The 26508-nt window shown below is 63.3% G+C and carries 26 protein-coding genes; 11 read left to right on the top strand and 15 right to left on the bottom strand.

Features of this window, described 5'->3' with window-relative positions:
• The first annotated feature begins 78 nt into the window (after window positions 1–78).
• The 3 genes from CLV47_RS03020 to CLV47_RS03010 are packed head-to-tail and all read left to right on the top strand — an operon-like array spanning window position 79 to window position 2371.
• Window positions 79–774 (top strand): phosphatidylserine decarboxylase, encoded by a 696-nt coding sequence (locus tag CLV47_RS03020; RefSeq protein WP_106347534.1) that lies wholly within the window; start codon window positions 79–81, stop codon window positions 772–774.
• Window positions 774–1838 carry a CDP-alcohol phosphatidyltransferase family protein gene (locus tag CLV47_RS03015; protein WP_202862359.1) on the top strand — a complete coding sequence of 355 codons (1065 nt, stop codon included), beginning with the start codon at window positions 774–776 and terminating at the stop codon, window positions 1836–1838. Before CLV47_RS03020 ends, CLV47_RS03015 begins: the two co-directional genes overlap by 1 nt.
• Complete coding sequence (locus tag CLV47_RS03010) at window positions 1835–2371, top strand: GNAT family N-acetyltransferase (protein ID WP_106347533.1); 537 nt, start codon at window positions 1835–1837, stop codon at window positions 2369–2371. The genes CLV47_RS03015 and CLV47_RS03010 overlap by 4 nt, the downstream gene beginning before the upstream one ends.
• Window positions 2372–2410: 39 nt before the next feature.
• Here the strand turns inward: CLV47_RS03010 and CLV47_RS03005 are convergent, their stop codons facing one another.
• Window positions 2411–2878, bottom strand: coding sequence for a hypothetical protein (locus tag CLV47_RS03005; protein WP_146135265.1), 468 nt, complete (start codon window positions 2876–2878; stop codon window positions 2411–2413).
• Between the two features lie 34 nt (window positions 2879–2912).
• On the opposite strand from CLV47_RS03005, the gene CLV47_RS03000 reads away from it, so the two are divergent.
• Together CLV47_RS03000 and CLV47_RS02995 are read left to right on the top strand one after the other, a co-directional pair.
• The gene (locus CLV47_RS03000; protein ID WP_106347531.1) at window positions 2913–3836 is read left to right on the top strand and encodes a diacylglycerol/lipid kinase family protein; all 924 of its coding nucleotides are present in this window, start codon (window positions 2913–2915) and stop codon (window positions 3834–3836) included.
• A 340-nt stretch (window positions 3837–4176) separates the two neighbouring features.
• Window positions 4177–4425 carry a WhiB family transcriptional regulator gene (locus tag CLV47_RS02995; protein WP_106347530.1) on the top strand — a complete coding sequence of 83 codons (249 nt, stop codon included), beginning with the start codon at window positions 4177–4179 and terminating at the stop codon, window positions 4423–4425.
• Window positions 4426–4487: 62 nt separating this feature from the next.
• Here CLV47_RS02995 and CLV47_RS02990 read toward each other — a convergent pair whose 3' ends face one another.
• From CLV47_RS02990 to CLV47_RS02980, 3 genes are all read right to left on the bottom strand, one after another.
• The gene (locus CLV47_RS02990; RefSeq protein WP_106347529.1) at window positions 4488–6008 is read right to left on the bottom strand and encodes a sensor histidine kinase; all 1521 of its coding nucleotides are present in this window, start codon (window positions 6006–6008) and stop codon (window positions 4488–4490) included.
• Window positions 6009–6053: 45 nt separating this feature from the next.
• Window positions 6054–6269, bottom strand: a complete 216-nt coding sequence (locus tag CLV47_RS02985; protein ID WP_106347528.1) for a biotin/lipoyl-binding carrier protein — start codon at window positions 6267–6269, stop codon at window positions 6054–6056.
• 110 nt (window positions 6270–6379) lie between these two features.
• Complete coding sequence (locus tag CLV47_RS02980; protein WP_106347888.1) at window positions 6380–7729, bottom strand: acetyl-CoA carboxylase biotin carboxylase subunit; 1350 nt, start codon at window positions 7727–7729, stop codon at window positions 6380–6382.
• A 149-nt stretch (window positions 7730–7878) separates the two neighbouring features.
• Between CLV47_RS02980 and CLV47_RS22725 the strand changes: the two genes are divergently transcribed.
• A complete protein-coding gene (locus CLV47_RS22725) occupies window positions 7879–7953 on the top strand; it encodes a 50S ribosomal protein bL37 (RefSeq protein ID WP_106347887.1) in 75 nt (24 codons plus the stop codon).
• 115 nt (window positions 7954–8068) lie between these two features.
• Here CLV47_RS22725 and CLV47_RS02970 read toward each other — a convergent pair whose 3' ends face one another.
• From CLV47_RS02970 to CLV47_RS02955, 4 genes are all read right to left on the bottom strand, one after another.
• Window positions 8069–9076 (bottom strand): LLM class flavin-dependent oxidoreductase, encoded by a 1008-nt coding sequence (locus CLV47_RS02970; protein ID WP_106347527.1) that lies wholly within the window; start codon window positions 9074–9076, stop codon window positions 8069–8071.
• Window positions 9077–9080: 4 nt separating this feature from the next.
• On the bottom strand, window positions 9081–9467 hold the full coding sequence (gene rsrA / locus CLV47_RS02965) for a mycothiol system anti-sigma-R factor (RefSeq protein ID WP_238145186.1): 387 nt from the start codon (window positions 9465–9467) through the stop codon (window positions 9081–9083).
• Window positions 9464–10072 carry a sigma-70 family RNA polymerase sigma factor gene (locus CLV47_RS02960; RefSeq protein WP_106347885.1) on the bottom strand — a complete coding sequence of 203 codons (609 nt, stop codon included), beginning with the start codon at window positions 10070–10072 and terminating at the stop codon, window positions 9464–9466. The genes rsrA and CLV47_RS02960 overlap by 4 nt, the downstream gene beginning before the upstream one ends.
• A gap of 171 nt (window positions 10073–10243) precedes the next feature.
• Entirely contained in the window at window positions 10244–10978 is a 735-nt protein-coding gene (locus CLV47_RS02955) for an SOS response-associated peptidase (protein WP_170110939.1), read from the bottom strand.
• A gap of 167 nt (window positions 10979–11145) precedes the next feature.
• Here CLV47_RS02955 and aroA point away from each other — a divergent pair, with 167 nt between their 5' ends.
• The 3 genes from aroA to CLV47_RS02940 are packed head-to-tail and all read left to right on the top strand — an operon-like array spanning window position 11146 to window position 14339.
• Window positions 11146–12471 (top strand): 3-phosphoshikimate 1-carboxyvinyltransferase, encoded by a 1326-nt coding sequence (aroA, locus tag CLV47_RS02950; protein WP_106347525.1) that lies wholly within the window; start codon window positions 11146–11148, stop codon window positions 12469–12471.
• Entirely contained in the window at window positions 12408–13484 is a 1077-nt protein-coding gene (rsgA, locus tag CLV47_RS02945; protein WP_106347524.1) for a ribosome small subunit-dependent GTPase A, read from the top strand. Before aroA ends, rsgA begins: the two co-directional genes overlap by 64 nt.
• A gap of 24 nt (window positions 13485–13508) precedes the next feature.
• Window positions 13509–14339 (top strand): inositol monophosphatase family protein, encoded by an 831-nt coding sequence (locus CLV47_RS02940; protein WP_106347523.1) that lies wholly within the window; start codon window positions 13509–13511, stop codon window positions 14337–14339.
• Window positions 14340–14341: 2 nt separating this feature from the next.
• Here CLV47_RS02940 and lhgO read toward each other — a convergent pair whose 3' ends face one another.
• Complete coding sequence (lhgO, locus tag CLV47_RS02935; RefSeq protein ID WP_106347884.1) at window positions 14342–15535, bottom strand: L-2-hydroxyglutarate oxidase; 1194 nt, start codon at window positions 15533–15535, stop codon at window positions 14342–14344.
• A gap of 167 nt (window positions 15536–15702) precedes the next feature.
• Between lhgO and CLV47_RS02930 the strand changes: the two genes are divergently transcribed.
• Window positions 15703–16629 (top strand): DMT family transporter, encoded by a 927-nt coding sequence (locus tag CLV47_RS02930; RefSeq protein ID WP_202862358.1) that lies wholly within the window; start codon window positions 15703–15705, stop codon window positions 16627–16629.
• Window positions 16630–16655: 26 nt separating this feature from the next.
• On the opposite strand, the gene CLV47_RS02925 is transcribed toward CLV47_RS02930, so the two are convergent.
• From CLV47_RS02925 to CLV47_RS02900, 6 genes are all read right to left on the bottom strand, one after another.
• The gene (locus CLV47_RS02925) at window positions 16656–17492 is read right to left on the bottom strand and encodes an SDR family NAD(P)-dependent oxidoreductase (RefSeq protein ID WP_106347882.1); all 837 of its coding nucleotides are present in this window, start codon (window positions 17490–17492) and stop codon (window positions 16656–16658) included.
• A gap of 114 nt (window positions 17493–17606) precedes the next feature.
• Window positions 17607–18191 carry a glycerol-3-phosphate responsive antiterminator gene (locus CLV47_RS02920; RefSeq protein WP_106347881.1) on the bottom strand — a complete coding sequence of 195 codons (585 nt, stop codon included), beginning with the start codon at window positions 18189–18191 and terminating at the stop codon, window positions 17607–17609.
• Between the two features lie 83 nt (window positions 18192–18274).
• On the bottom strand, window positions 18275–19828 hold the full coding sequence (locus CLV47_RS02915; protein ID WP_106347522.1) for an FAD-binding oxidoreductase: 1554 nt from the start codon (window positions 19826–19828) through the stop codon (window positions 18275–18277).
• Window positions 19825–21498 (bottom strand): glycerol-3-phosphate dehydrogenase/oxidase, encoded by a 1674-nt coding sequence (locus CLV47_RS02910; RefSeq protein ID WP_106347521.1) that lies wholly within the window; start codon window positions 21496–21498, stop codon window positions 19825–19827. The genes CLV47_RS02915 and CLV47_RS02910 overlap by 4 nt, the downstream gene beginning before the upstream one ends.
• Before the next feature lie 3 nt (window positions 21499–21501).
• Window positions 21502–23058: an FGGY family carbohydrate kinase gene (locus CLV47_RS02905; RefSeq protein ID WP_106347520.1), complete on the bottom strand. Its 1557-nt coding sequence runs from the start codon at window positions 23056–23058 to the stop codon at window positions 21502–21504.
• Between the two features lie 234 nt (window positions 23059–23292).
• The gene (locus tag CLV47_RS02900; protein ID WP_238145239.1) at window positions 23293–24504 is read right to left on the bottom strand and encodes an ABC transporter substrate-binding protein; all 1212 of its coding nucleotides are present in this window, start codon (window positions 24502–24504) and stop codon (window positions 23293–23295) included.
• 309 nt (window positions 24505–24813) lie between these two features.
• Between CLV47_RS02900 and CLV47_RS02895 the strand changes: the two genes are divergently transcribed.
• Window positions 24814–26478: a long-chain-fatty-acid--CoA ligase gene (locus tag CLV47_RS02895; RefSeq protein WP_106347518.1), complete on the top strand. Its 1665-nt coding sequence runs from the start codon at window positions 24814–24816 to the stop codon at window positions 26476–26478.
• Window positions 26479–26508: the final 30 nt, after the last annotated feature.

Genomic DNA, 26508 nt, shown 5'->3' with positions numbered 1-26508 from the left:
CAATAGAACCGAACAACAAGCATCGCTGCACTTCGTGCAAGCGCTCGATACCGAATTGTGAGAAGTGACCACAGCACTGTGAAGATCGATAGAGCCGGAATCCCGTTCATCGCCGCGGCCGCACTACCGGCGACGCTCGCGCTTGTCGCCCGCAAGAAGCGCACCGCGCTGGCACTGGGCGCGCTGAGCGCCGGTGTAACCGCGTTTTTCCGTGACCCGGAACGCTATCCCGACCTGCCGGTCGATATCGACTCGGACATCGTCGTCGCCCCGGCCGACGGCAAGGTCATGCACGCCGGTCCGCCCGAGCCCGGCGTAGCGCCTCCCGGGGACTGGCAGCAGGTGAGTATCTTCCTGTCACTCGCCGATGTACACATCAATCGCACGCCGTACGGTGGCACCGTCACCGACGTGACGTACCACCCTGGCAAGTACCTCGCCGCATTCACGAAAGAGAGCGCCGTCGCCAACGAACGCACCGACATCACCGTCGAGAGCCGCCATGGTGACGCGACGCGGACGGTGATCTACCGACAGATCGTCGGGCTACTGGCACGCAGGATCGTCACTCGTATCAGCGTCGGCGACCACATCAAGACCGGCCAGCGGATTGGTCTCATGAAGTTCGGTTCGCGCATGGATATTTTCCTCCCCCCGGAGGTGCCGCTACTGGTCGCCAAGGGTGAACGGGTTGTCGCGGGCGAGAGCACGCTGGCTCGCTGGCCGGTGCACAGCGCCGATCAAGCCCTCGGGTTCGCCGAGGACGCGCACTGATGCACGCCGAACCGCATGGGCGGATCCGCGGCGCGATGCGCCGACGCAGACGCCGCCGCGGCGGCGGCTTCCAACTTGTCTCGGTCACCGGAGCCCAGGTAGTACGCCCTCACAAGCTCGACGCGAAAACACGCTCCAAGGCGATGCTGCCGAGCTTCCTGACGCTGCTCAACATGATGTGTGGCTTCGTGTCCGTACTTCTCGCATTCGAGGGCAAACACTCCCTAGCGGCCGTTCTCATCGGGGTCGCCGTCGTACTTGACATCTCCGACGGCGCCGTCGCACGCGCCGTGGGCTCGATCACGCCCTTCGGATTGCAGTTCGACTCGCTGTCGGACTTGATTTCATTCGGTTTCGGCCCCGCGGTCCTGCTGTTCACCTGGGGACTGCATCCGCTCGGCGTGTGGGGATGGGTGTTGTCCGGGCTCTGGCTCGGCTGCGCGGCCGTGCGCCTCGCGCGCTTCAACGTGACGATCGACCCGCTTGCCGACAAGCGCTACTTCACGGGCTTGCCTAGCCCTGGGGCGGCCGGCGTCGTACTGGCCACCGTGTTCGCCTTCCGCGGCCCGTTCGACGGATTCGAGTACGCCGTACCGATCTGCGCGGCCGTGGTCCCGGCCATCCTCATGGTGACGTCTTACCGGTTCAAGTCCTTCCGCGCCCTCATCTCGCCGTCTAAGCGCGGGATCTGGTTGTCGGTAGCGCTGGTCGTCGTACTAGCGGTCGGGTTCACTTTCATCCCGGCCATCACCGGCTGCCTCGTCGCCTACGGATACGTGGCCGTAGCGCCACTCGGATGGCTAACCGGACCGATTCGCCGCCGGTTGTTCGGTCCGGACTCCGTCGCGCCTCCTCGCCACAAGCTGCCCTCGGTCTTCCTCCCGATCGACGACGATGACGAGGACGATGACGAGGACGACGAGGACGACGAGGACGACGAGGACGAGGACGAGGACGACGAGGACGACGAGGACGAAGCGAACGAGGACGACTTAGGTACCGCGGGGCGGCATGGTCCTCCAGACGCCGACCCTAACGACCACTACAAAGGATCACGCAGATGAGCCACCACGATTCCGCGCAGCTCCCCCACGGCACCGACCCGCGCGTGCGACAAGTCGCCGATCAGGATCTCGACGCCATCATCACCCTCGTGCGCGGGCTCGCGATCTACGAGAAGGCCGAACACGAGGCGCTGATGACCACCGAGCAGCTCCGGGCGGCGCTGTTTGCCGACGACCCCGCCGTGTTCGGTCTGGTGGCGAGCGAGTCGCCCAACGATCACGTCGTCGGCTTCGCGCTGTACTTCCTCAACTTCTCAACGTGGCGCGGCGTACACGGCATCTACCTCGAAGATCTCTTTGTTGAGGAGGCACATCGGGGCACCGGACTCGGTAAAGCGCTGCTCCAGACGCTCGCAAAGATCGCCGAGGACCGCGGCTACGCCCGAGTCGAGTGGTCGGTCCTGAAATGGAACACGCCCTCGATCGACTTCTACCGCTCGATAGGTGCGGTCGCGATGACAGACTGGGACACCATGCGCCTGACCGACCAAGCCCTGACCGACTTCGCCGCCGACCGCGGGCAATTGCCCTAGCCGCGTCCGGACCTGCGCGAAGCGCCGGTAATCGCGGCTCTAGTCCTCCGGCTCATCCGGGTCGACGACCCGGTCGAGGATCGCGCTTACCGGCTTCGAGAGCAACAGATAGATCAGCGCCGCGGCGACCGCGAGCACCGGAATGCCGTAAAGCTTGTTGCCACCCTGAAACGTCAACGCCCAGCCGACCGGCAAAAACAAGATCTCGAGGGCGATAACCGGCGCCCGCGCCCACTGTCGCTGCCCACGCAGTGCCACGCCCAGCCTGATCACCAGCAATCCGCCGGCGATGCAGAACGCCGCTCCCGCGAGTGACCCGCCAAGGTTGTCTGGCTTGTCGGTGATGCTACGAACACCCCAGATCAAACCACCGACGATCACCGCCGCTCCTTGAAGCCACAAAATGAGCCACGCAAGAATCAACTGCATCGGAGCCGGCGGCCGGGTTCGGGCCTGGCCGGGCTGGTCGGCGAAGTTAGGTTGGTCATGGGGCGGTTGCTGTGGCACGAGGCCAGCGTACCGAGCGGTAGTGTGGACGACTATGCGCGCTCTGCTTCTGTCCAACCCGAAAGCCACCGCAACGTCCGGTCGAGTGCGAGAAGTCATCACTAGCGCGCTCGCTGCGGACCTCAAGTTGGACATTGTCCACACCACGCACCGCGGGCACGCGATCGAACTTGGCACCCAAGCGACCCAGGACGGTTATGACTACGTCGTCGTCGTCGGCGGCGACGGCACCGTAAACGAGGTCGTCAACGGGATGCTCGCGGGCGGCCCGGGCGCGCATGTGCCGACGCTCGCGGTCGTACCGGGCGGCTCAGCCAATGTCTTCGCCCGTACGCTCGGCCTGTCCAACAATCCGATCGATGCGACCGGCCAGATCCTCGAGGCGCTTCAGGAGGGTCGCAGCCGGTCGATTGGACTAGGCAATGTCGACGGTCGCTGGTTCGTCTTTGCCGCGGGGTTCGGATTCGACGCCGAGGTCATCCACAAGGTGGAGCTACGACGCGGCCGTGGCAAGAAGGCGACGCCGCACCTCTATGCGCGAACTGCGGTAAAGAACTTCTACCGGAGCGGGCTGCGCAAAGAGCCACCGATGGCGCTGCACGTCCCAGGTCAGGATCCAATCGACGGGCTGTATCTCGCCGTCGTCTCGAACACCACGCCATGGACCTATTTCAACTCGCGTCCGGTCCAGGTCTCACCCGAGGCGCGGTTCGAGACGGCCCTCGACGTGTTCGCCCTCAAGCGCACTCGCACGCCCTCGACGTTGCGCACCCTGTGGCAGATCACTCGCGTCGACCCCCAGCCACGCGGCAAGAAGGTGCGTTCCTTCCACGACCTCGGCGCGTTTACGATCACCTCGACCGAGCCTATAGAACTCCAGGTTGACGGCGACTTCGCCGGCCTACGGGAAATCGCGCACTTCACCGGCGTACCGAACGCGTTGCGAGTAATCGCCTGACAACGGCCGTCTCGACTCGGTCCGGAAGTTCTACAGCCGCGTGAAGTTGCTCACCGGCGCAGGTCTAAACGTTAATTGCACTTGACTTTACGGCCGCTCGTGAAAGCATTCACAAGATAGATCGTTGCGCAACTGACAAAGTGTCCAGCGTCCATCGCGCATTTTGCACCGCGTGTCAAGAGCCCGGGTCTTGGGCTATCTCACAGGTGTGGTAATGCGAAATTGGACGCAATCACTGGCAGTACGGCGATGGTCAGGCCACAATAAATAGTCAGCACATTGGTTGGGACATGCGCACTCCAAAGCGGATGCACTCATAGCCGTACATTGAGGAGAAAACATGGATTGGCGTCACCGCGCGATCTGTCGAGACGAGGACCCGGAGCTGTTCTTCCCGATCGGCAATACCGGCCCAGCGCTGATGCAGATCGAAGACGCGAAATCCGTGTGCCGCCGCTGCCCTGTCACTTCACAATGCCTCTCGTGGGCGTTGGACAGTGGCCAGGACTCCGGCGTATGGGGCGGCTTAAGCGAAGACGAGCGGCGCGCACTCAAGCGTCGCCGCGCGCGGGCTGCTCGCTCGGCGTAACAGCGACAAGTCGCCGCCGTACGCGGCACACTGATAGATAAACGTTCAAGGATGCGGTCCGCTCAGGCGGGCCGCATCTTTTGCTGTCCACCCGGCTCTGAGGGCGGCCGGCTGTCGGTGCGGCGCCGCAGGGGGATTTCCAAGGTCGCGGTCGTACCGTGGCGTTCGCTGTTGGTCTGCACCGAGATACTCCCACGCAACTCACCAGCGACCAGCGTCCGGACAATCTGCAAGCCCAGTCGATCGGAGTTCTCCAGCGAAAAGTCCGCGGGTAGGCCGGAACCGTTATCGGTCACCGACACCGTCAGTTGTCCTGGCCTGCGGGAGCACTGAACGACCACCTGACCGAACTCCCCGACCGGGGTGGACTTGAAGGCATGCTCGACGGCATTCTGCAGCAGCTCAGCGAGCACCATCACCAAGGGGGTCGCGGTGTCGGCCGGCAGGATGCCAAACGACGAGCCGCGCCGTACGGTCACACCCGACCCCGCCGCGGCCGGTGAGGCCACATCCGTGACCATCGGGATAAGGCGATCCACAATGCCGTCGAAGTCGACCGTTTCGTCCAACGACATCGACAGGGTCTCGTGCACAAGCGCGATCGACGACACGCGACGAACCGACTCGTTAAGCGCCGCCTTCCCAGCCGGGGTACTCACTCTTCTGGCCTGCAGACGAAGCAGTGCGGCCACGGTCTGCAAGTTGTTCTTGACGCGATGATGGATCTCACGGATCGTCGCGTCCTTGCTGAGCAGCTGACGGTCGCGGCGACGAATGTCGGTGACGTCGCGCAACAGCACGAGCGCGCCGGATGGCCGCCGATGTGTGCTCAGGGCCAGCGCGCGGTACAGGACCGTGGCGCCCTGCACATCGACCTCGATCCGTAGCGGCGACAGCCCGTCCAGCGCGGCGCGCAGTCGATGTTCCATCTCTTCGGAGTCGAACCGGTCATGCACGAGCGAACGGGTCAGGCTGATAAACGCCGCGCCCTTCAGGTCCGTCGTGACCCCCATCCGGCGGTACGCCGACATCGCATTGGGGCTGGCATACTTCACCATCCCGGTCTCGTCGAGCAGGACGAGACCATCGCCGGCCCGCGGCCCGGTCAGTAGTTCCGTTGAGGCGTTATCCGGCGGAAACGAGCCGTCGGCAACCATCGACAGTAGCGTGGTCGCACTCTCCAGATATGCCACCTCAAGCTGGCTTGAAGACTGCTGTTCGCGCGTGGAACCCTTACGTGACACGACGGCGATGACCTCGCTGTCCGGCGCGCGCCGTACGGGAAAGAACGTCACCCGGTCGCGGATCGGAGCACCGGTGCGGCGCACTCGCTCGCAGGTCGCGGTGTCGGCGGCGCTGGCGTAGCTGCCGACAAGATCGTCGGGGTACACCGTAGGCGCGGTGGTCGCACGCACCTGCGCAAGACAAATCATCCGCCCGTCAGCGGTAGGCGCCAACAACAGAAGGTCCGAGAACGACAGATCCGCCAGGAGCTGCCATTCTCCGACCAGCAGCTGCAGATGCTCGCTCGACTCGTGATCGAGTCCGGTATGTGCGACAACGAGCTCGGTCAGGACTGACATGAGAAGACGACCCGATGCGGGCGCGGCCTAGGGGATCGGCCGTTGCTAGTCGATGACCGCGATCAGGTCACCTTCTTGTACGACGTCGCCCTCATTGACGGCGAGCTTGCTCAGCGTGCCCCCGGACTCCGCGACAACGGGAATCTCCATCTTCATCGACTCGAGGATGACCAGCTCGGTGCCGTCTTCGACAGCGTCACCTTCTTTGGCGACTACCTTCCAGACGTTCGCGACCATCTCCGCGCGGATTTCCTCGGCCATGGATTATGCCTCCGATGTGTTGTTGTCCAAATTCGTGGTGCCCGACCAGAGTTCATGTACGTTCCGGTCAGGCGTGCGGTACCTATTGCACACGTTACTGCGCCCGCGCGCTACTTCTTCGCACGCATTCGATCGATGATCGCCGTGTCGAAATCGCCGGTCACGAAACCCTGGTCCGACAGCAGTTCCGCGGCGAGCGGAAGGTTGTTTTTCGGCCCGCTGATCGCGAAGTCAGCGGCGGCCTCGCGCAGCCGCTTGATCGCGGTGTCGCGGTCCTGACCCCATGCGCACAACTTGGCCATCAGGGGGTCGTAGTACGGCGTGACGACATCGCCTTTGCGATAGCCTGCGTCGATCCGGATGCCCTCGCCGGTAGGTTCGCGCCACTCGCTGATCTTCCCGGGCCCGGGAAGGAAGCGCTGCGGATCCTCGGCGTACACCCGAAACTCGATCGCATGCCCGTTCGGAGCCGGTGGCTGTCGTACGTCGAAACTCAGCTCCTCGCCGGCCGCGATTCGGAACTGCTCGGCGACGAGGTCGAGACCCGTGACCAACTCGGTTACGGGGTGCTCCACCTGCAGTCGAGTATTCATTTCCAGGAAGTAGAACTCGCCGCTCGAGCGATCGAGCAGCATCTCAACGGTGCCCGCACCGCGGTACCGGACCGCCTCGGCGGCCTTGCGTCCGGCCTCCAGGATCTTCGCGCGCAAATCGTCGTCGATCGCGCTCGACGGCGACTCTTCCAGCACCTTCTGATGGCGTCGCTGCACCGAGCAGTCCCGCTCGCCGAGTGCGACCGCCCGGCCGTCACCGAGGCCGAGGACCTGTACTTCAATATGCCGGGCGCTGGCAACGTACTTCTCGATGAAGACCGCGCCACTGCCAAAGAAGCGCTCCGCTCGGGTGCGTGCGGTCTCGAGTGCCGCGACGACCTCGTCGGGGCCGTGTACGACCGACATGCCGATTCCGCCGCCGCCCGCCGACGCCTTCACGATCACCGGGTAGCCGATCTGTGCGGCCGCCTCCAGCGCTACGTCGGGATCGGTGATCGCCTCGCGGGTGCCCGGAGCCACTGGTACGCCGGCGTCCTGCATCAGGTTGCGCGCGGCGATCTTGTCGCCCATGGTCTCGATCGACTCGGGCGCGGGACCGATCCAGGTGATGCCCGCGTCCTCAACCGCACGCGCAAACTGCGCGTTTTCGGACAAGAACCCATAACCCGGGTGAATCGCGTCGGCATTGGTCAGCCGTGCGGCCTCGATCACTTTTTGCGCGGCGAGATACGACTCGGCCGGGGCGGCCGGCCCAAGGAGCACCGACTCGTCGGCACTGCGCACATGAAGCGCGTCAGCGTCCGCCTCGGAGTAAACGGCAACACCCTTTATGCCCAGTTCGTGACACGTCTTCAGCACCCGGCACGCAATCTCGCCGCGGTTGGCCACCAACACGGTCTCAAACATCTTCAACACCCTTCGTTTGCGCCGTCCGGTCGCGATTTCCGCACCAGCCGGACCGGCGTCGCATATCGCCGCCAGTGCCCAATTCACGCCATCTCAGACCACATGAGACACTATAGGTTCGTCATAACCGGTGATCGGAGTACCACGACATGAGCAAGCGCGGACGCAAGCGTCGCAGCCGTAAGAAGAGCGGCGCCAACCACGGCAAGCGCCCCAACGCGTAGTACGGCGCAGGTGAGCGCCCCCTAGGAGCGCCGCCGCAGAATGCCCGGTGAGTCTTGGACTGCCCGGGCTTCTTCATGTCGCTATCGGCGCCACGGGCCACGCTGCCCGCGTCGCTCAGTCGGCGAGGTCGAGTTGCTTGGCGAGGTGTTCGAAGCTGTGTAGCCGAGGTCCTTGCTCGCCCAGTGGGCAGACCACGACCAGTTCGTCGGCTTCGGTGTCTGCCACGAGCCGGCGTAGCCGCTCGGCGACCTCATCCGGCCGGCCGGCAAAGACCCGCTCCAGCTGCGCCTGCCTGCGGCCGTTGAACTCGTCAGTGCGCGCGAAATCGAGTGCCTCATCAAGGCTGGCCCGCGGGCCTCGCTCCCCCCGCTTCAGCCGGTCACCGAACATCATCCAGGTAGCGATCGCGGCGTCCACCACGTCCGGCTCCTCCGACGCGAACGCCAGCGCGGAGACGATCGACCTCGGCTCCGCGAGGTACTTCGAGGGCTGGAATCGTGCCCGATAGTCCTGTAGCGCGAGCACCGCGAGATCGGGACTCATGTGATGGGCGAATACCGCGCTCAGCCCGTTGACCGCCGCGAACCGTGGTCCGTATTCGCTTGAGCCGAGCATAAAGATTTCCGGCGGTTGCTCGCTGAGTGGCGCCGCGACGACCTGCCGGTACGGATGATCTGCCGGGAAGTCGTCGTACAGAAACGCAAACAGCTCGCCCGCCTGCTGCCCGAAATTATCGACCTCGTCGCCGCGGCGAAGCGCGTACGCCGTCAAGCCGTCCGTGCCGGGCGCCCGGCCAAGGCCTAAGTCGATCCGTCCCGGGTGGATCGCCTCCAGCGTGCGAAAGACCTCTGCCACCTTCAGTGGCGCGTGGTTAGGGAGCATCACGCCGGCCGCACCGACTCGAATCCGCTCGGTAGCCGCCGCCAGGTGCGCGATCATGACCTCAGTAGAGGTAAATGCCAACCCGAGATGGTTGTGGTGTTCGGGCACCCAGTAGCGCTTGTACCCCAGCCGTTCTGCCAGTTGCGCGACCTCGACGGTCTGCGCGATGGTCTCGCGAGGGGTGTGCGTACCGCTGATCGCGACAAAATCGAGAATCGAGACGGGAAACGATGCCGGCATCTAGCTATCGGGGTCGTTCGTCGGGCGGCGGCTCGATCAGCCGGGACTCGTAACGGATCGTCGTACGCGAGGCCCGAATGTACGACGAGCCATCCGTCATCAGTGTCTCCGCGCGGTCGATCGACACCGCGCTGCGGATCTGCGCCTGCACCCGGCTACGAAGGTTTTCGGGAGCCCGCTCGCCGCCGCAGCAGCGACCGACGAGGGCCTTAATATCGCGTTCGAGGCCGTACTTGTCCAGGCAACCCGGGCACTGCTCCATATGCTTCTGCAGTTGGGCGCGACGGGCCTCGTTGCACTCGGAATCCAGGTAGAGATAGACCTCGCCAAGAAACTCTTCACATTCGAGGTCGTGTGAATCTCCGGGCCCACAAGGTGAGGGCGACATCATCGGGATTTCACCGCCGAATCTTTATTTGACTTCTTAGGAAGCAGGCCGCGATCGCGCGCGTAGTCGGCGAGTAGAACCTGCAGTTGTTTGCGGCCGCGATGCAGACGCGACATGACGGTACCGATTGGTGTATCCATCATCTCGGCGATCTCCTTGTAGGGAAATCCCTCTACGTCGGCGAGGTAGACCGCGACCCGGAACTCTTCGGGAAGCTCTTGGAGCGCTTGCTTGACGTCCGAGTCGGGCAACCGGTCCAGCGCCTCGACCTCGGCCGAGCGAAGCCCGGTAGAGCTGTGCTGCTCGGCCGCGTAGAGCTGCCAGTCCTCGACACCCTCGGAACTGCTCTCCAGGGGGCGACGCTGCGCCTTGCGGTAGTTGTTGATGAAGTTGTTGGTCAGAATCCGGTAGAGCCAGGCGCGCAGATTGGTTCCTTCACGGAACTGGTGGAACTTAGCGAACGCCGCGGCGTAGGTCTCCTGGACCAGGTCTTCCGCGTCAGCCGGATTATGGGTCATCCGAAGTGCCGCGGAATACAGCTGATCTAGGAAGGGCAGGGCGTCTGCTTCGAAGCGCGCTGCGCGCTCGGCGGACGTCTCTTCACTCATCGATACCTTTTCGTTGGGTCGACCGCCCGATCGCAGATCCGGCTGTCCCAGCTTGGTGGATGGCCCTGACAATACGCGCGAGCGCATGGGAGTCCGAGTGAGAGTCATTGAGGTCATGGTTTTCTAACGCCGACGCGTGTCGGATTCATTCCGAAGCGGCCGCGATCGACCTTAGAACAGCGCCGTCGCGGTCGGCTCCTGACGCTCGATAAGCGCCGCACCGTTATTGGCGACATTGCCGACCTCGCGGCCGACCGGGCGGAGCTCTAGTTGTTCGGCACGTGGCAGGTCTGGACGGGACAGTACGGCGGCCGGGTCTCCCGCACGCACGTCCAACCAGGTCGTGATGTCATCTCGTCCGAGAATGAATGGCATCCGGTCGTGAATCTGCATCAACTGTCCCTGCGAGGGCATGGTCAGGATCGTGAACGTCGTTAGCCGCTGGTCACCGTCGTGCCAGATTTCCCACAGACCGGCCAGCGACAAAGAATGCCCGTCCGGTGCGGTCATATAAAACGGCTGCTTGCCGTTGCCGTCCGGGTTAGGGCGCCATTCGTACCATCCGTCGACCGGCACGATGCAGCGCCGGCGACGATAGGCGGTGCGGAACGCCGACGTCGAGGCGACCGACTCGATACGCGCGTTGATCATCCGCGCGCCGATCTTGGTCTCTTTTGCCCACGATGGGATCAGGCCCCACCGCATCAGGACAAGCTCGCGGCCTAGATCCTCGCTGCTCACCTCGGCATTTTCCTCGGTGCGTTTGCGGGCTCGGACGATCGGCACGGTCTTGGTGGGCGCGACGTTGTAGTCCGGCTCGTAGGCATCCTCGGCGACCCGGTTGTCCGCGTCGTAGTCCTCCGCGATCTCCACCGGGTTCTTCTTCGCCGTATAACGCCCGCACATACAGCCCAGCCTACGGCGCCGTACTGACATCCTGGCGTACCAGTTGCGACATCGACCTCCGCGAGTAGGTGTACCCGATTACGTGTGCCCAATAGATGTGCCCAAATAGATGTGCGGAGAGTCATCACAAGTTACAGGCGGTGAACAGGCATGGAACAATCGACACCATGACCGCCGAGCACGCGACCGCCGCGAACCTATGGAACGCGCCGTACGCCGCGACCCCTGTCGATGGGCACGTCGAAATCCCCGGTTCCAAGTCGATCATGGCCCGCGAACTCATCCTCTCCGCGCTCGGCGCCACTCCGAGCCGCCTACGGGGCCCACTTCGGTCCCGGGACTCGTTGCTCATGCGCGATGCGATCTGCGCACTGGGCGCTCACGTGGACGAATCCGGTGCGGGCTGGCTCGTCACCCCGGGCACGGCGAATGGCGACGTCACGATCGACTGCGGCCTCTCTGGGACCGTGATGCGCTTCGCCCCCGCACTCGCCGCGCTGAGCACCGGGGCATTCACCTTCGACGGCGACGAACACGCACGCACCCGCCCCATGTCCATCCTTCTTGACGGTCTGCGTAAGGCCGGAGTGGACGTCGCGGACGATGGACGCGGCACGCTTCCGTTCACGGTGCACGGGACCGGCGCCGTACCCGGTGGGGTCGTCGACATCGACGCATCCGCGTCGTCTCAGTTCGTCACTGGGCTGCTGCTGAGCGCACGCCGATTCGAACGTGGGATCACCGTCCGCCATTTCGGTACGACGTTGCCTAGCCTGCCGCATATCCTGATGACCGTCGAGGCGTTACGCCGTCGCGGAGCACAGGTCGACACATCGACCGCGGAGCAATGGAGCGTCGCACCCGGCACACTCGACGGAATCGACCTGCTCATTGAGCCGGATCTCTCCAACGCCGCGCCGTTTCTAGCCGCTGCGCTCGTCACTGAGGGGACCGTAACGATCCCGCACTGGCCGGCCATGACGACGCAGCCAGGCGACGCGCTGCGCGGCGTCCTCGCACAGTTCGGCGCGGACGTCACGCTGACCGACGAGTCCTTGACCGTCAAGGGAAACAATCTGGTCGGCGTCGACCTCGACTTGTCTGCGACGGGCGAACTTGCGCCGGTCATTGCCGCGATCTGCCTATTCGCGTCAGGGCCTTCGCGGTTGCGCGGGATCGGCCACATCCGCGGGCACGAGACCGACCGGCTGCGAGCGCTGGCCGACGAGTTCAATTCGCTCGGCGGCGACGTACGCGAAACACCCGACGGCCTTGAGATCACGCCGAAACCCCTGCATAGCGGCGTTTTCTCGACGTACAGCGACCACCGGATGGCGCATGCGGGCGCCGTGATCGGGCTCGGAGTCGACGGTATCGCCGTACAAAACATTGAGACCACTGCGAAGACCATGCCGCAGTTCGCGACGCTATGGACACAGTTGGTCACCGGAAACATTCTCGATACGCCTGCAGTGTCGGAGATGGCCCGCTGAGCGCGCGCAAACTATCGGATTACGACGAGGGCGATGCCAAGATCCGCCCATCACGTCGCGGATCCCGGCCGCGCAGCAAGGATCGCCCCACCCACGAGTCGGCGATCGACGCGATGGTGATCGCTGTGGACCGTGGCCGCTATACCTGCCTCTTCGACGGTGGCACCGCGACCTCGCGGCAGGTTCACGCGATGCGCGCACGTGAACTGGGGCGCAAGTCCGTGGTGGTCGGCGACATCGTCGGCGTCGTCGGCGATACTTCGGGCGCGGCAGGTTCGCTCGCCCGCATAGTGCGAATCAACAAGCGCGACAGCGTGTTACGGCGCTCCGCCGACGACACCGATCCGGCCGAACGCGTCATCGTTGCAAACGCCACGCACCTGGTGATCGTGTGCGCGGTGGCCAATCCGGAGCCACGGACCGGGTTCGTCGACCGTGCGCTGGTCGCCGCGTACGCCGGCAACCTGTCGCCTGTTCTGTGCCTGACCAAGATTGATCTCGCCGACCCTGAGCCGTTTGCCGCGCCGTACCGCGCGCTGGGCGTCACCGTACTCACGCGCCATCGAGACGAACCGGTGGATGCGATCGCCGACTACCTGACCGGGAAACTGTCCGTATTGTTCGGGCATTCCGGGGTCGGCAAATCGACCTTGGTCAACGCACTGGTGCCTGAGCAGCATCGACAGACCGGCGACGTCGCGGACCTCACGGGCAAGGGTCGACACACCTCGTCGTCGGCGGTGGCGCTGGCGCTGCCCGATGGCGGCTTCGTCATCGACACCCCCGGAGTGCGCTCGCTCGGCCTCGCGCATGTCGAGCCCGACCAGGTAGTGGCCGCGTTCCCCGATCTCAACGAGGGCGCGCAGCAGTGCCCCTCCGGATGCACGCACCTGGCCGACGCAGGCGAATGCCATCTCGACACCTGGGTACGCGAGGGGCACGGAAACCCGGTCCGACTGGCCTCGTTACGCCGTCTGCTGGCCTCCAGACTCGGACAATCCACAGCGACCTAACCGAGCACCGGTAACGTGTCGGCCATGCCCGCCGAATATAACGACGACCTCAGACTCGCCCATGTGCTCGCCGACCAGGTCGATGCGTTGACGATGGCGAAATTCAAGTCCATGGACTTCACGGTCGAGACCAAACCCGACCTGACGCCGGTCACCGACGCGGACAAAGATGCCGAGGATCTGATTCGTGCTCTGCTTGGCCGTCACCGTTCACGTGACAGCGTGCTGGGCGAAGAAGGCGGAACGACGGGCCACGGTCCCCGCAAGTGGGTGATCGATCCGATCGACGGCACCAAAAACTTCGTTCGCGGCGTGCCGGTGTGGGCGACCTTGATTGCCTTGATGGACGGCGACGACATCGTGATGGGCGTCGTCTCGGCCCCCGCGCTGGGCAAGCGGTGGTGGGCCGCAAAGGGCTCTGGGGCCTGGACCGGCAAAAGCCTGTCGGCGGCATCTCGCATCTCGGTGTCGTCGGTAGCTACGCTCGCGGACGCTAGCTTGTCCTACGCGAGCCTTGGCGGCTGGGGCGAGCGGGGTCAGTTCGAACCCTTCATCACCCTGATGTTGCGATGCTGGCGCAGCCGCGCCTATGGCGACTTCTGGTCCTACATGCTCCTGGCTGAGGGCGCGGTCGATATCGCGGCCGAACCCGAGTTGAGCTTATGGGACTTTGCCGCTCTCGTGCCGATCGTGACCGAAGCCGGCGGCCGGTTTACCGGTATTGGTGGTGGATCGCCCTTAACCGAGCTCAATGCGGTCGCGACCAATGGCCATCTGCATGACGAGGTCATCGAGGCATTGAAGATTGCGGATGAACCGGACGCGCACGAGGAGAAGCGCGGCGGCTACCTGTAGCGCTACTGCCGGGTGGCGACGGACGCGATGTGCTTGCCAATCTCCAGCGATGCGGTGGCGGCCGGAGACGGCGCGTTGAGCACGTGGACGTTGCGGCCCCGCTCGACGATCAGGAAGTCGTCGATGATCGCGCCGTCGCGCTGCAAGAGCTGCGCACGCACGCCGGCCTTCGACGGCACGATGTCCTGCTCGCGGATCGCCGGCACCAGCTCAGCGAGGCTCGCCGCGAACCTCTTCTTGGACAGCGAGCGGCGCACCTCCATGACACCTGTACCGAGGTTCTTGCGTGCCATGCGCCAAAATCCTGGATATTTAAGGGAATCGGCCAAGTCACTCGGCTTGATCGTCTTCCAGTCATAGCCCTCTCGTGCCATAGCAAGGACCGCATTCGGACCCGCATGCACGCCGCCGCGCACCATCTTGGTCAAGTGCACACCGAGAAACGGCAGCTCGGGGTTCGGCACCGGGTAGATCAGGCCGTTAACCAGATATTCGCGCTCCGGTGTCAGCTCGTAGTATTCGCCACGAAACGGCACGACCTTGTAGTCGAGCGGCTCATCGGACTCGTCGCTGCGCGCGAGACGATCGGCTTGCAGCCCACCGCACGAGACAACGACGTCGGTGATGATCGGCCCCTGGGTGGTCTGCACGATTGTCTGACCGCCACGATGATGCATTCCGGTGACCTCGGTGTCGAAGCGCACTTCCCCACCCCGGTCGACGACCATTTTCGCCAGTGCCCGGCAGACACCGACGAAGTCGACGATTGCCGTACTCTCGACACGGATCGCGCCCACGGTGTTGATGTGCGGTTCGTACTCGCGGGCTTCGACCGGGTCGAGCAGCCGGACCGGGATCTGATTTTCCAGGCCTCGCTCATAGAGTGCCTCGAGCCGAGGCAGCTCTTCGGCCTCTGTGGCGACGATGAGCTTGCCCGTCTTTTCAAGGGCGATTCCGTTTTCCTCGGCGAAGCGCACCATCGAGGCCGCGCCGGCGCGACCCATCTGCGCCTTCTTCGAGCCCGGCTTGTAGTAGATGCCTGAATGGATGACACCGGAGTTGCGGCCAGTCTGATGCGCGGCTACGTCGGACTCTTTGTCGAGTACGACGATCTGTGCGGCCGGTTCGCGGGTGCCGATCGCCTCAGCCGTTGCCAGTCCCACGATTCCGGCGCCGATCACGGTGTAGTGCGTCATCCAGGGTGCTCCATCCTCGACCTCATTGCTGTCCACACATTACTGTCCGCACGGTACGGTCCGCACACGGTAGCGACTTGGCCTGTGGTGACGACGGGTGCGCCGCTTCGGCTTTGTGCTGGCCCGAGTAGGTTGTCATCGAGTCCCGTCCCGATGAAAGGTGCCATGTGGCCGCCTCGGCCCCTCCTGAACGCCGTACCGGATTTTCCGGGATTGTTATCGCGCAGTTCGTGGCACTGGCCACGCTCTGGGGCGGCAGTTTCATGTTCATCAAGATCGGTCTCGAAGGGATCTCGGTCGCACAGGTCGTCTGGGCTCGGGTGGTGTTCGGCGCAACCACGCTGGTGATGCTCAGTCTTGTTACGCGACAGCGGTTTCCTCGCGATCTTGCCGTCTGGCGCAAACTCGTGGTCGTCTCGATTTTCCTGACTGTCATACCGTTTTCGCTGTTCTCCTGGGCAGAGTTGCACGTAAGCAGTGGCCTAGCCAGCATCATGAACGCCACTACGCCGTTGATGACGTTGCTCGTGGCCCTCATCGCGTTGCCCGAGGAACGGCCGACGCGCACCAAGCTCGTCGGACTCGCACTCGGATTCATCGGCGTTGTGACCGTGCTCGGCCCGTGGCGAGAGCTGAACGGTCAGAGCAGCCTGATGGGCCAACTCGCCTGCCTCGGTGCCACACTTTGCTACGGCATCGGATATGTGACGCTGCGCAGGATCATCCGGGACCATGACGTACCGTCGCTGCCACTGGCAACTATGCAGGTCGGCTTCGGAGCCATCATTATGCTGCTGGCGACCCCGTTTATTGCCTCCCCAATGCATCTGACCGCGCGAGTCGTCATCTCGATGATTGTCCTCGGTGCGCTGAGCACCGGCATCGCTTACGTCGCAAACACCAATATCGTGCACGCGGTTGGAGCCACCAACGCCTCAACAGTCACTTACGTGACTCCGCTGGTCGGCGTCGTACTCGGCATTCTTGTCTTGCACGAGTCGTTTGTATGGAATCAGCCCGTTGGCGCGGCTTTGGTGATCACTGGAATCGTGGTAGGCCAAAACCGACTGCGCCGGAACCGATCTAGGATCTAGCTCGCCGCGCCAACGGATCGAAGTGCCTAGTGAACGCGGATCGTGCCGCCGTCGATCGTGTAGATCTGCCCGGTGATCCAGTCCGCCTGGTCGCTGGCCAGGAACGCCGCCAACCACGCGACATCCTTGCCCGTGCCAGCCCTGCCGAGCGGAACGCGGGTCTGGATGAACTTATTCCAGGACTCGTCCCGGCCGAGATCATCCATACGACTGGTGTCGATGATTCCTGGAGCGATGGCGTTGACCCGGATCTGATGCTCACCGACTTCGGCGGCCAAGCTACCGGTCAAAGCATGCACACCGGCTTTGCTCGCTTGGTAGGCCGACACCTCGGGTTGCATCTGACGACCGGCGATCGACGAGATGTTGATGATCGATCCGCCCTTCTTCCCACGGATCATCAACGGGAGCAGTGCTTTAGTGCAGTAGAAGGTACCGACGAGGTTGACCTCGATGACCTTGGCCCACACATCCGAGTCGACGTCCAGGACGGACTTGCGATCCTCCCCTTTCGCCGTACTCGCGTTGTTGACGAGGATGTCGAGCCGCCCGTATTCGGAGTCGACGGCGTCCGCCAACTCAGCCATGCTGTCGCGGTTGGCGATGTCCGAGACGATCGTCATTGCGCGGCGACCGAGTCCACGAACTTCTTCGGCGACCGACTCGATATCACGCCACCCCGCGGCTCTCTCGTCTTCCGGGTAGTTTTCTGGCGAGCGTCCACTACCGGTAAGCACAAGGTCACATCCGGCCTCAGCGAGGCGTACGGCGATCTCTCGACCGATGCTGCGCATCCGGCCGGCGCCAGTCACCACCGCAACCTTGCCCTCGAACCCGGTCAACGTGCTGCCTGAATCTGTCATCTGCGACATTCCTTAGCCCTCGGCGTCCGACCCATAATGGACGCGACTGCTCTGAACGCTACATGCACCCCGAGAATCGGAAGAAGCCATCGAGGTGGGCGCTCAATGCATCCATCAGGCATCAAGCGAACGACGACGCACCGACCACAACTCTGGGTCGGACGAGCACACTCCCATAGCCCCAAGCTCAAGCGACCGCGCACAGGCGGCACGATCGGTGACGAAGCCGGCGGCGACGTACGGAGTCATTGCCTTTCGGTCGGCCGCGGTCATCTGCGAGATGACAATCGCGGGCATCAACTGAACGAGATCGGGACTCGACCTCGCGACCCCGTCCAGACTTCGCTGAAGGGTGGATCGATCGGTGACGAACACCTTTTGCATGGTGAGCATGGGGGTGGTCCCTGCTCGCTCGACCACGGCTGCTCGAGTTGAGCAGACGCCGGGCGCGCCGATATCGAGAAGAAACTCAAGCGCGCCAGCATCGTGACCGAGGCCGGGGCTCGAGTCAAGGTTGACGAATGCGATCTTGCGACGGTCGACCACCGCACGGCACACGCGCTCGAGATCACGAACGCCTATCCCGGCGAGCATGCCAATCGGAGCGTCGGACTCGACGAACCTGGCCGCGCTCGCAATTCCAGTCGCAGAAGCGATCACCGGCCACTCGGCCAACGCGGATACTAGCCGCGAGTCCACGGTGTTCGCGCCCTGTCGCAACCGCCTACCTCTAATCCCGAGCTCCCGCTCGATTGCCTAACCAAAGCTGGTCCAAACCTAGCTCAGTCGAGCGGCCCGGCTCCAAAAGGACTCGGCAGTCCGAGCTTGCCGGGATTCATGATGCCCTTCGGATCGATCGCATTCTTCACCGCGACAAAGGAGCCGAAACCCGCGCCGAGCGACTCTTGTAGGTACGGACCGCGCAAAAGCCCACATCCATGATGGTGGCTAAGCGCGGCGCCGTTCTTGATGAGGGCCCCATTCGCGGCATGCCAGGCAGCGCGGTACCACGAGAATCGGTCCTCGCGAGCAACGTCGCCACGTAACGTGAAGTAGACGCAGGCGCCGTCCGTGTATGCGTGTGACTGGTGCGCCGAGGCCTTGAGCGTGCCTGGAACGCTCTCGATTGCGGCGACCACATCGTCGTAGATTTTCGACAACTTCGACCAGGGCGCGGCGATTTCACATGTGTCGGCGACAAATCCGGGGCCGGGTTTGTAACCTTGACCGGACTTCCCGGTCACCATCCGGTCATCGAGCCACATCTCGAACACCTTTTGACCGTCGAGTTTGACGCCGGTCGCCGCGCACTCCTCATCGCTCACCGTGAGCATCGCGTCCACCAAGATCGGATCTCCCTCGTCTGCGATCAGCAACAAGTTCGTCTCAGGGTGGCCGAAGTGCGCACCGCTCTCGTGCTTGTCGTAGAGCCGCAGCACCGCAGGTGTTGCGCCCCGCTGCATGATCGCGCGGCAGGCATCGAGGCCCTCGTCGAACGTCTCGAACCCGTACGCAGAAGCCTTCGCATAGTCGGGCAACTTGTGGGTGCGGATCCGCAGGCCGGTGATGATGCCCAGAGTGCCCTCGGACCCGATGAACAGCTGGCGTAGATCCGGCCCGACCGCGGCACGTGGGTATTCGCCGTAACTGGCCATCGTGCCATCCGGTAGGACGACGTCGAGACCGACGACCATGTCCTCGATTTTCCCGTAGCGGGTTGAAAGTTGACCCGCACCACGGCACGCCGCCCATCCACCCACGGTGGAGATTGCAAACGCCGAGGGCCAATGTCCGGTAGTCGCGCCGTAGGTCTCCTGAAGCTCCTTCTCGAACAGGTCGCCGAACATTCCCGCTTGTACGTTTACCGTCATCGACTGCTCGTCGAACCCGATTATCTTGTCCAGTCGACACACATCAAGGACGACGCCGCCGAATATGGGTAACGCCGCGCCCGTCACGTTGCTACGTCCGGCAGACACCGTCACGGGAATCGCGTTGTCGTAGCAAATCTTCACGATTGCCGCGACCTGATCAGCGTCCGCAGCCTCGACGATGACGGCGTCTGGAGTAGCCGGACGACCGTCTGTCTCGCCGATCATCGATCCTGCCCACCAGTCACGCGTACGCAGCACGACCTCGTCATGATCGGTGTGCACGACGGCGGCGACGGACCGTAGGTGCTCCAGGACCGCTGCCGGCACGGCGACTACCGAGCGCTGCAACGATGCCGTTCCGGTTCCCGGTGGCGTCGACGCGGCGTACCTCGGTGGGTTCGGCGCGCCGCTGATGTAGTTACCGTGATTGAACGGGAAGGTTATCGTCTGACGACTGATCATCGTGCATCCTCCAGCAGGATCGACTTTTCGTGGTTGACGGAGTCGCGGTAGTCCGCGATCTGTTGTGCAATAGCAGAGTCGGAGAGGCCTAGTTCCTTCTGGATGAGCGCACCAACCACTGGGGCAGCCTCGACTGAAAGGTCACGCGCGAACAGCCGCAACCGGGTACGACGCGAGAGCACGTCGTCGATCGATCGCGCCATCTCGCATCGTGCGGCGTACACGACTTCCGCTTTGGTGTAGGCCGTCCCCGCGACAATCGGATCGCCCAACGCAGGGTCTTCGGCGATGATCGCGCTGACAAACCGCGATTCGTTGCCGTAGCGCTCGCCTAGGTGCGCGGCAAGCCCACCGGTCGCCGAGGTGGCTTCGGCGTCGTAACCGGCGCCGCCGAGCAACGGCAAAGAAACGGTGCGGCACTTGGCCTTCCGGCCCAGAATCGTCAGGACCGTATCGGTCACCAACTCTCCCATGTGCCGACTGGTCGTCAACTTCCCACCGGTCACCGTCACCATCCGGGCGCCATCGACCGTGATGTTGTGGTCCCGGCTCATGTCGAGAGTCGCGCCCTCTTTCTTGCCCACGAGTGGGCGCAGGCCGCCAATGCTGCCGACGACATCGTCCGGAGTGAGGTCCGCGGTGAACGCCGAATTGGCGCCGTCGAGAAGGAACTGCATCTCCTCCCGGGTGCAGTGCACGTCCTCGAGGGAGCCTTCGTAATCGGTGTCGGTCAATCCAATGATCACTACGTCGCCCCAGCGAGTGCAGGTCGCGCGACGGGACCGACCAGGGACGGGAACCGTTATGGTGCAGTCGATCCGCAGCCTCGACCACGGTACGACGATGTGCACGCCCTTGGCCGGACGAACGCGGTTGTCGTGTACCGGATCGGCGAGCCGATCCACCTGGTCGGCCCATACGCCGGTCGCGTTGACCACGACCTCTGCCCGGACATCAAACCGCTTGCCGTCCGCCTCGACGGCCGCACCGCGAATACGTCCCTGTTCGTGGATTAGCTCAACCGCGCGGGCACCGTTAGCAACGGTCGCACCGAAGTGAGCCGCCGTCCGCACAATCGTGAGATTCAGCCGCGCGTCGTCGGTACGACTGTCGTAGTAGATGAACCCGCCGGTGAGATGCTCCGCGCGCAGCAAGGGCGCGCGGGATAGCACTTCGTTGACGCTCAGGCGTTGATGGAGCCGTCCGATCCGCCATCCACCGATGAGGTCATATGTCCACAGGAGACTCTCGAATCCCTTAGCAAGGCGGGAATCGAACACGCCATCTTGCGACAGAACCGGAAACATAAACGGTAGTCGCTGCACCAAATGCGGTGCATTCTTCCGGAATCGTTGCCGTTCCAGTAGCGAATGCCGCACAAGGTTGACGTTGCCCTGCTCGATGTATCGCAGACCGCCGTGCACCATTTTCGAGGACTTGGACGACGTACCGGAGGCGAAGTCATCCTTCTCCACCAGCGCGACCCGCAGGCCACGCGATGCCGCATCGAGTGCGGCATACGCTCCGGTAACCCCGCCCCCGATCACAAGCACGTCGTATCTAGTCTGCGCCATCGCGGTTAGAGCCGACGCGCGGTCCATCAGCAATGGCGTGGACCGGATCGAGTTGTCCTGTTCCGAACGCGCCCGGCGTCCGGGCAATCTCAGCATCCTCTATCCCTCTCCTTTTAGGTTCGTGGAACCAGCACCCGATGCGGACTGGCGAACTACCGCGGTATGTCTGTCGATCACCGAGGCCCAATGAGCACGTAATTCGTCACGCCCACTCGTCGGTAGCACCGGCTCGAACCAGTCACCCGATTCTTGGGCACGAACAACATCCTCGGGCGCCGCCCACATCCCAAGTCGCACACCACCCAGGTAAGCCGCACCACGCAAGCTGGCGGTCGGGTAGTCGCTGACGCGCTCAAGTGGTACGCCCAGCAAGTCCGACTGCGCCTGCATCAGCACATTGCTGGTCGCCAGCCCCCCACCGATCCGAGCGACGCTGACGGGCACGGGGAGCACCGTCTGCAAGCCGTCGAAAAGGTCGCAGACCGTGTGCGCGATACCGTCCATGACGGCGCGAGCGATCTGCGCGCGGGTCGTGGACAGACTCAAGCCGGTGAGCGCGCCGGTTGCCTCGGGCCGCGCGGTCGGCGTACGAATCCCCGCCAGCGCGGGGACAAACCATGCACCCGAGCCCATCGGCTCCTCGGCCGCGAGTTCGCTGATCTGCGCGGCGGAGGAAAACAGCTGCAGTTCCTCGCAAAGCCACCGCAGTGCGGCGCCGGTCGTGGTCGCGTGGGCTTCAAGACTGAAGATGCTCGCGCCCCGCGATCGCCATCCCACCAACGTGAGTACGTTGTCTACCGAGCGCGGCACAGTGTCCGGTTCGGGGCCGAGTATGGCAGCGGCAAACGTGCCCGTTCCATGCACGCAGCTGGCCTCGCCAGGCTCGATTGCGCCGAGTGCGATCAGCGCCGAATGCTGGTCGCCCATGGAGGCGACGATCGGCAACGCGGCGCCGAGGACTCGGGAGTCGGTCGTACCGAACAGCGCATCATCGTCGAGTATCGGCGGCACCAATTCCCGTGGGCACCCCTGTGCCGCTATCCACTTGTCATCCCAATCGCCCAACCGCAGCGCATACCCGCCGAGCCCGACCGCGTTTGTCGCGGAGATCGCGTGGGTCGCACCGGACGTGAGGTTCCAGATGAGCCAGCTGTCAATCGTGCCGAACATCAACCTCCCGGACCGATATGCCTCACGGACCTCGGGCTGGTCGCGAATCACTCGAGACAGCCATAGAAATGCCGATCGAGCGCCAACGGGACGGCCAGTGCGCTGCACAAGATAATCGTCCCAGTCCGCGGCGTACTCCGTGAGGTCTTCGCTGTAGCGCAGGTCCTGCCACGAAATAGCGGGTGCCAGCGGCACGCCGGTGACCTTGTCCCAAATGACCAAGGTCGCGCGTTGCGTGCAGATCGAGACACCAACGACGTCGACGTCGTGCGCGCGCGCCCACGCAATCGCGTCTTTCGCTGTGGCCAGAGTGTCGGCCCAGATCTGCGCCGCGTCATGCTCAACCCAACGAGCGCGGGGAGAACTGATGGAAACGGCCCGGTAGAAGATCTCGCCCGTCCGGCCGTCCTCGAGGACTATGGCCGATCTAGTTCCCGTAGTGCCCTCATCGATGCTGAGCAGACCGCGGACGTGCACGTTAGTCATCTTCGCCGCCCTTCACGCCGCTGCCTTACCTCCCGCAACGGTCCAAGCGCACAAAAAAGGCACAGAAGAGAAGACCGCTGATAGGAGGTCTTCGTCTGTGCCCATCAAGTGAGTATGAATCTAGGCGGTCAATCGCGGCCGGTCAAGTAAACCCAGGAAAGTCACAGGAGCCGCTCTCCTGCTGGTGAGCGGCTCCTATGCCTTTGGCGTTAGCTGTTGCTTAAAGCTTTGCTGCTACTTCGGCGGGATTGTCATGCTCTTGGCCTCTTTGGAGGCCTCGGCCGGAGCGACGATCTTGACGCCACCGGGAAGCGCCGCATCGACCTGTTCGACGTACGTCGCACGAGTGGCCGGCTGCCCGAACTTAGAGAAGTCAAGCGGTGCGGTAAGACCCTGCGTGTCGACCTTGACCTTGCGCGCCGCGCTCATGATGCCGCTGCGCGTCATGTCCTTGTCTTTGCACGCTTGCTCCAACACTGCCTGGTAGGCGATGCCAGAGACATAGCCGATGTTCACACCGTCCTGAAGAGGATCGGTGTACTTGGCATCGGCGAAGTCCTGCGTGACCTTCTTGACGATCGGCGTGTCGGCAGACATCGGAGCGACGAAATGACCGCGGTAGAAGTGCGAGAGTGCGTCCTTCGCCGGCGTATCGAGCATCGTCGGAGCGAAGGTCGGATTAACGCCGATGATCGGCAGGTCAGCCATTCCTTGTGCAGCCATCTGAGTCGCCACCGAACCGGTCTGGACCGGAGTCGTCGTGACCATTACGGCCTTCACGCCCTGGCTCTTCAGTTGCGTGACCGCGGCGCTCATATCCTGATCGGTGCCGGCAATCTGCACCTTAACGAGTTCCTGCTTATGCTCATCCGCGAAATGCTGGGCTCCGAGCAGTCCATCGTTGCCGTACTCGCCGGTGATGTAGATGATGCCGAGCTTGTCGTTGTCCTTGATCAGTCCCTGCTTCTGGACGTAGGCCATGGCATTGATCATCTCGATCGCGTAGGTCGCGCCGACCTGCAAAATTGCCTTGCTGGAGAGGTTGCCGGTTGCCCAGGACGTGGGTATCGACAGCATGTTGTCACTCTCGATCTGCGATTTGAGCGCGGCCACGATGGGCGAGCCCAGCAACTGCAGCATTCCGGCAACGTCGTTCTTCATGCCGGCGTACAGCGTGAGTGCCTTGTCTGCGCTGTAGCCATCGTCACGAACCTCGAGCTTGATCTTGCGCCCGCAAATCCCGCCGCTTTTGTTGATGTCATTCGCCCACAGCTGGTTGCCCTCGGCCTGCGCGAGCCCGGTTACCTTGAATACCCCGCTCTCGTCAACGAGTACGCCGAGACTGATCGTGTCGTTAGTGACGCCGTAGTCCGTCTTCACCCCGCCGGCGCCGGCCTTCGCTTCTCCGCTCGATCCGCCTTTGGTGCTGCACGCTGCGAGTGACATGGTCACGGCCACAGTCCCCACGATTAACGCACGATTAATTCTGCGCATCCTTGTGTCCCGCCTATCCGAACCCTGCGGTTCGTGTCGATTAATTCTTTCGAACAGCAATTAGATTTACACCCCAGACGACTGAGGAGACAAGGATCGCGCGCCGTTGTATACAAATCGCAACACTTCTCAGTGTCCACCCGCCTCGCCCGCGTGAACTCCCGGCAAAAGGCGCCCGACGGCACCTTGTAGATTCAGGTGAAGCCTCGCGAGTTCGGCTTCGAGGCTTGCGCATCCAGACCGAAAAAGGGGCCGACCAACATGACCGAAGAGATTGTCAAGGGCTGTCCGTCGACGCTGGGCGACGACGTCCAGCTCAACACGACCACCCTGATCCGCCATGCCGCGCGGACACACTCCGAGCAGCAGATCGTCTATCGGAAACCCAATGGGGACTGGGATCGCTACTCCTACGCCGACTGCTACGCGCGAATCAAGCGGGCCGCCAACGCATTGCGTGGCCTAGGCGCGCAACCGGGCGATCGTATCGGCGTACTGGACTGGAACAGCCACCGACACTTCGAGCTCTACTGGGCGATCCCTGGCATCGCAGCGGCAATGCTCCAGATGAACCTGCGGCTCGCCCCCGAAGATCTAAGCTTCGTGGTCAACCACAGCGAGACGTCGTACATCGCCGTCGACGAGTCGCTGCTGTCCGTTGCCGAAGCGATCGCCCCAAAACTCAAGCACATCCGTGGTTGGGTGATCATGTCCGACAAGCCGTTGTCGCAGATCGACACGACACTGTCGCCGATCCATCACTACGAGGACCTCCTGGCCGAAGCCGAACCGGAGATCGACTGGCCGCAGATCGACGAGCGTTCGGCGTACAGCGCGTGTTATACGACCGGCACCACCGGTGCTCCCAAGGGCGTGTACTACTCGCATCGATCGATCTATCTGCACGCCTATTCCCAGGCGGCAAATCTCGGCATGTCGATCAACGACTGCACCATGCTCATCACCCCGATGTTCCATGGAAACTGCTGGGGACTTCCGCAGTCGGCCGTTCTGATGGCCAACAAAATCGTCCTTCCCGGACGGTTTTTGGCCGACGAGATCGCGCCGTTGACCGATGCCCTGATCGCCGAAGGTGTGACGATCGCGAACGGCGCCCCCGCGATCTTCCAGCCGATGCTGCAGCATATTGCTTCTCTCAAGGAGAAGCCGGACCTGCGCAACGCGCGGCTGCTCTCCGGGGCCACCGAACCACCACTGTCGATGATGCGTGGGTTCAGCGAACTGACCGGCGCGCAGGTCGTCCACGCGTACGGTGCCACGGAGACGTCGCCGATGGTCGCGATGAACTTCCCCAAACCCTCACTCAAAGAGACCCTCACCGAGGACGAGCGCTGGGACCTCATGCGTAAGCAAGGGCTCCCCTTGTCCGGTGTCGACTTCAAGATCCTTGATGCGGCGGAAAAGGAGATGCCCTTCGACGGAACGTCGGTGGGCGAGATCTGCGTGCGCGGCCCATGGATCAGCACCAGCTATCACGATCTTGCCGACTCTGCCGAGCGATTCACTGCGGACGGCTACTGGCGCAGCGGCGACGTAGGCGCGATCGACACCAACGGCTACCTCAAGGTGACCGACCGGATTAAAGACGTGATCAAGAGCGGCGGTGAATGGATCTCCTCGATCGACATGGAAAACGCGATCGTCGGGCACCCATCCGTCGTGGAAGCCGCCGTCGTGGGGATACCGCACGCGAAATGGCAGGAACGCCCGCTCGCACTGGTGGTCACCGCGCCCGGAGTAACACTCACTAAAGATGACATCTACGAACTGCTCGATACGTCGTTCGCCAAATGGCAGCTGCCGGACCAGGTGTTGTTCGTCGATGAGATCCCCAAAACGAGCGTCGGCAAGTTCGACAAGAAGCACATCCGCGCCGACCACGCCGACGACTACGCCGGCGCTTAGCACCCAATCCCTACCCCACACCGGATCTAC

The organism is Antricoccus suffuscus, from assembly GCF_003003235.1.
GTDB lineage: Bacteria > Actinomycetota > Actinomycetes > Mycobacteriales > Antricoccaceae > Antricoccus > Antricoccus suffuscus.
This window is presented reverse-complemented; position numbering and strand designations above follow the sequence as displayed.

Excerpts from the sequence above, each read along its gene's own strand:
- CLV47_RS03015 (WP_202862359.1), top strand. The coding sequence starts at position 774 with ATGCACGCCGAACCGCATGGGCGGATCCGCGGCGCGATGCGCCGACGC.
- CLV47_RS03010 (WP_106347533.1), top strand. The coding sequence starts at position 1,835 with ATGAGCCACCACGATTCCGCGCAGCTCCCCCACGGCACCGACCCGCGC.
- CLV47_RS03000 (WP_106347531.1), top strand. The coding sequence starts at position 2,913 with ATGCGCGCTCTGCTTCTGTCCAACCCGAAAGCCACCGCAACGTCCGGT.
- CLV47_RS02995 (WP_106347530.1), top strand. The coding sequence starts at position 4,177 with ATGGATTGGCGTCACCGCGCGATCTGTCGAGACGAGGACCCGGAGCTG.
- CLV47_RS02990 (WP_106347529.1), bottom strand. The coding sequence starts at position 6,008 with ATGTCAGTCCTGACCGAGCTCGTTGTCGCACATACCGGACTCGATCAC.
- CLV47_RS02985 (WP_106347528.1), bottom strand. The coding sequence starts at position 6,269 with ATGGCCGAGGAAATCCGCGCGGAGATGGTCGCGAACGTCTGGAAGGTA.
- CLV47_RS02980 (WP_106347888.1), bottom strand. The coding sequence starts at position 7,729 with ATGTTTGAGACCGTGTTGGTGGCCAACCGCGGCGAGATTGCGTGCCGG.
- CLV47_RS02970 (WP_106347527.1), bottom strand. The coding sequence starts at position 9,076 with ATGCCGGCATCGTTTCCCGTCTCGATTCTCGATTTTGTCGCGATCAGC.
- rsrA (WP_238145186.1), bottom strand. The coding sequence starts at position 9,467 with ATGATGTCGCCCTCACCTTGTGGGCCCGGAGATTCACACGACCTCGAA.
- CLV47_RS02960 (WP_106347885.1), bottom strand. The coding sequence starts at position 10,072 with ATGAGTGAAGAGACGTCCGCCGAGCGCGCAGCGCGCTTCGAAGCAGAC.
- CLV47_RS02955 (WP_170110939.1), bottom strand. The coding sequence starts at position 10,978 with ATGTGCGGGCGTTATACGGCGAAGAAGAACCCGGTGGAGATCGCGGAG.
- aroA (WP_106347525.1), top strand. The coding sequence starts at position 11,146 with ATGACCGCCGAGCACGCGACCGCCGCGAACCTATGGAACGCGCCGTAC.
- rsgA (WP_106347524.1), top strand. The coding sequence starts at position 12,408 with ATGGACACAGTTGGTCACCGGAAACATTCTCGATACGCCTGCAGTGTC.
- CLV47_RS02940 (WP_106347523.1), top strand. The coding sequence starts at position 13,509 with ATGCCCGCCGAATATAACGACGACCTCAGACTCGCCCATGTGCTCGCC.
- lhgO (WP_106347884.1), bottom strand. The coding sequence starts at position 15,535 with ATGACGCACTACACCGTGATCGGCGCCGGAATCGTGGGACTGGCAACG.
- CLV47_RS02925 (WP_106347882.1), bottom strand. The coding sequence starts at position 17,492 with ATGACAGATTCAGGCAGCACGTTGACCGGGTTCGAGGGCAAGGTTGCG.
- CLV47_RS02915 (WP_106347522.1), bottom strand. The coding sequence starts at position 19,828 with ATGATCAGTCGTCAGACGATAACCTTCCCGTTCAATCACGGTAACTAC.
- CLV47_RS02910 (WP_106347521.1), bottom strand. The coding sequence starts at position 21,498 with ATGCTGAGATTGCCCGGACGCCGGGCGCGTTCGGAACAGGACAACTCG.
- CLV47_RS02905 (WP_106347520.1), bottom strand. The coding sequence starts at position 23,058 with ATGACTAACGTGCACGTCCGCGGTCTGCTCAGCATCGATGAGGGCACT.
- CLV47_RS02900 (WP_238145239.1), bottom strand. The coding sequence starts at position 24,504 with ATGTCACTCGCAGCGTGCAGCACCAAAGGCGGATCGAGCGGAGAAGCG.
- CLV47_RS02895 (WP_106347518.1), top strand. The coding sequence starts at position 24,814 with ATGACCGAAGAGATTGTCAAGGGCTGTCCGTCGACGCTGGGCGACGAC.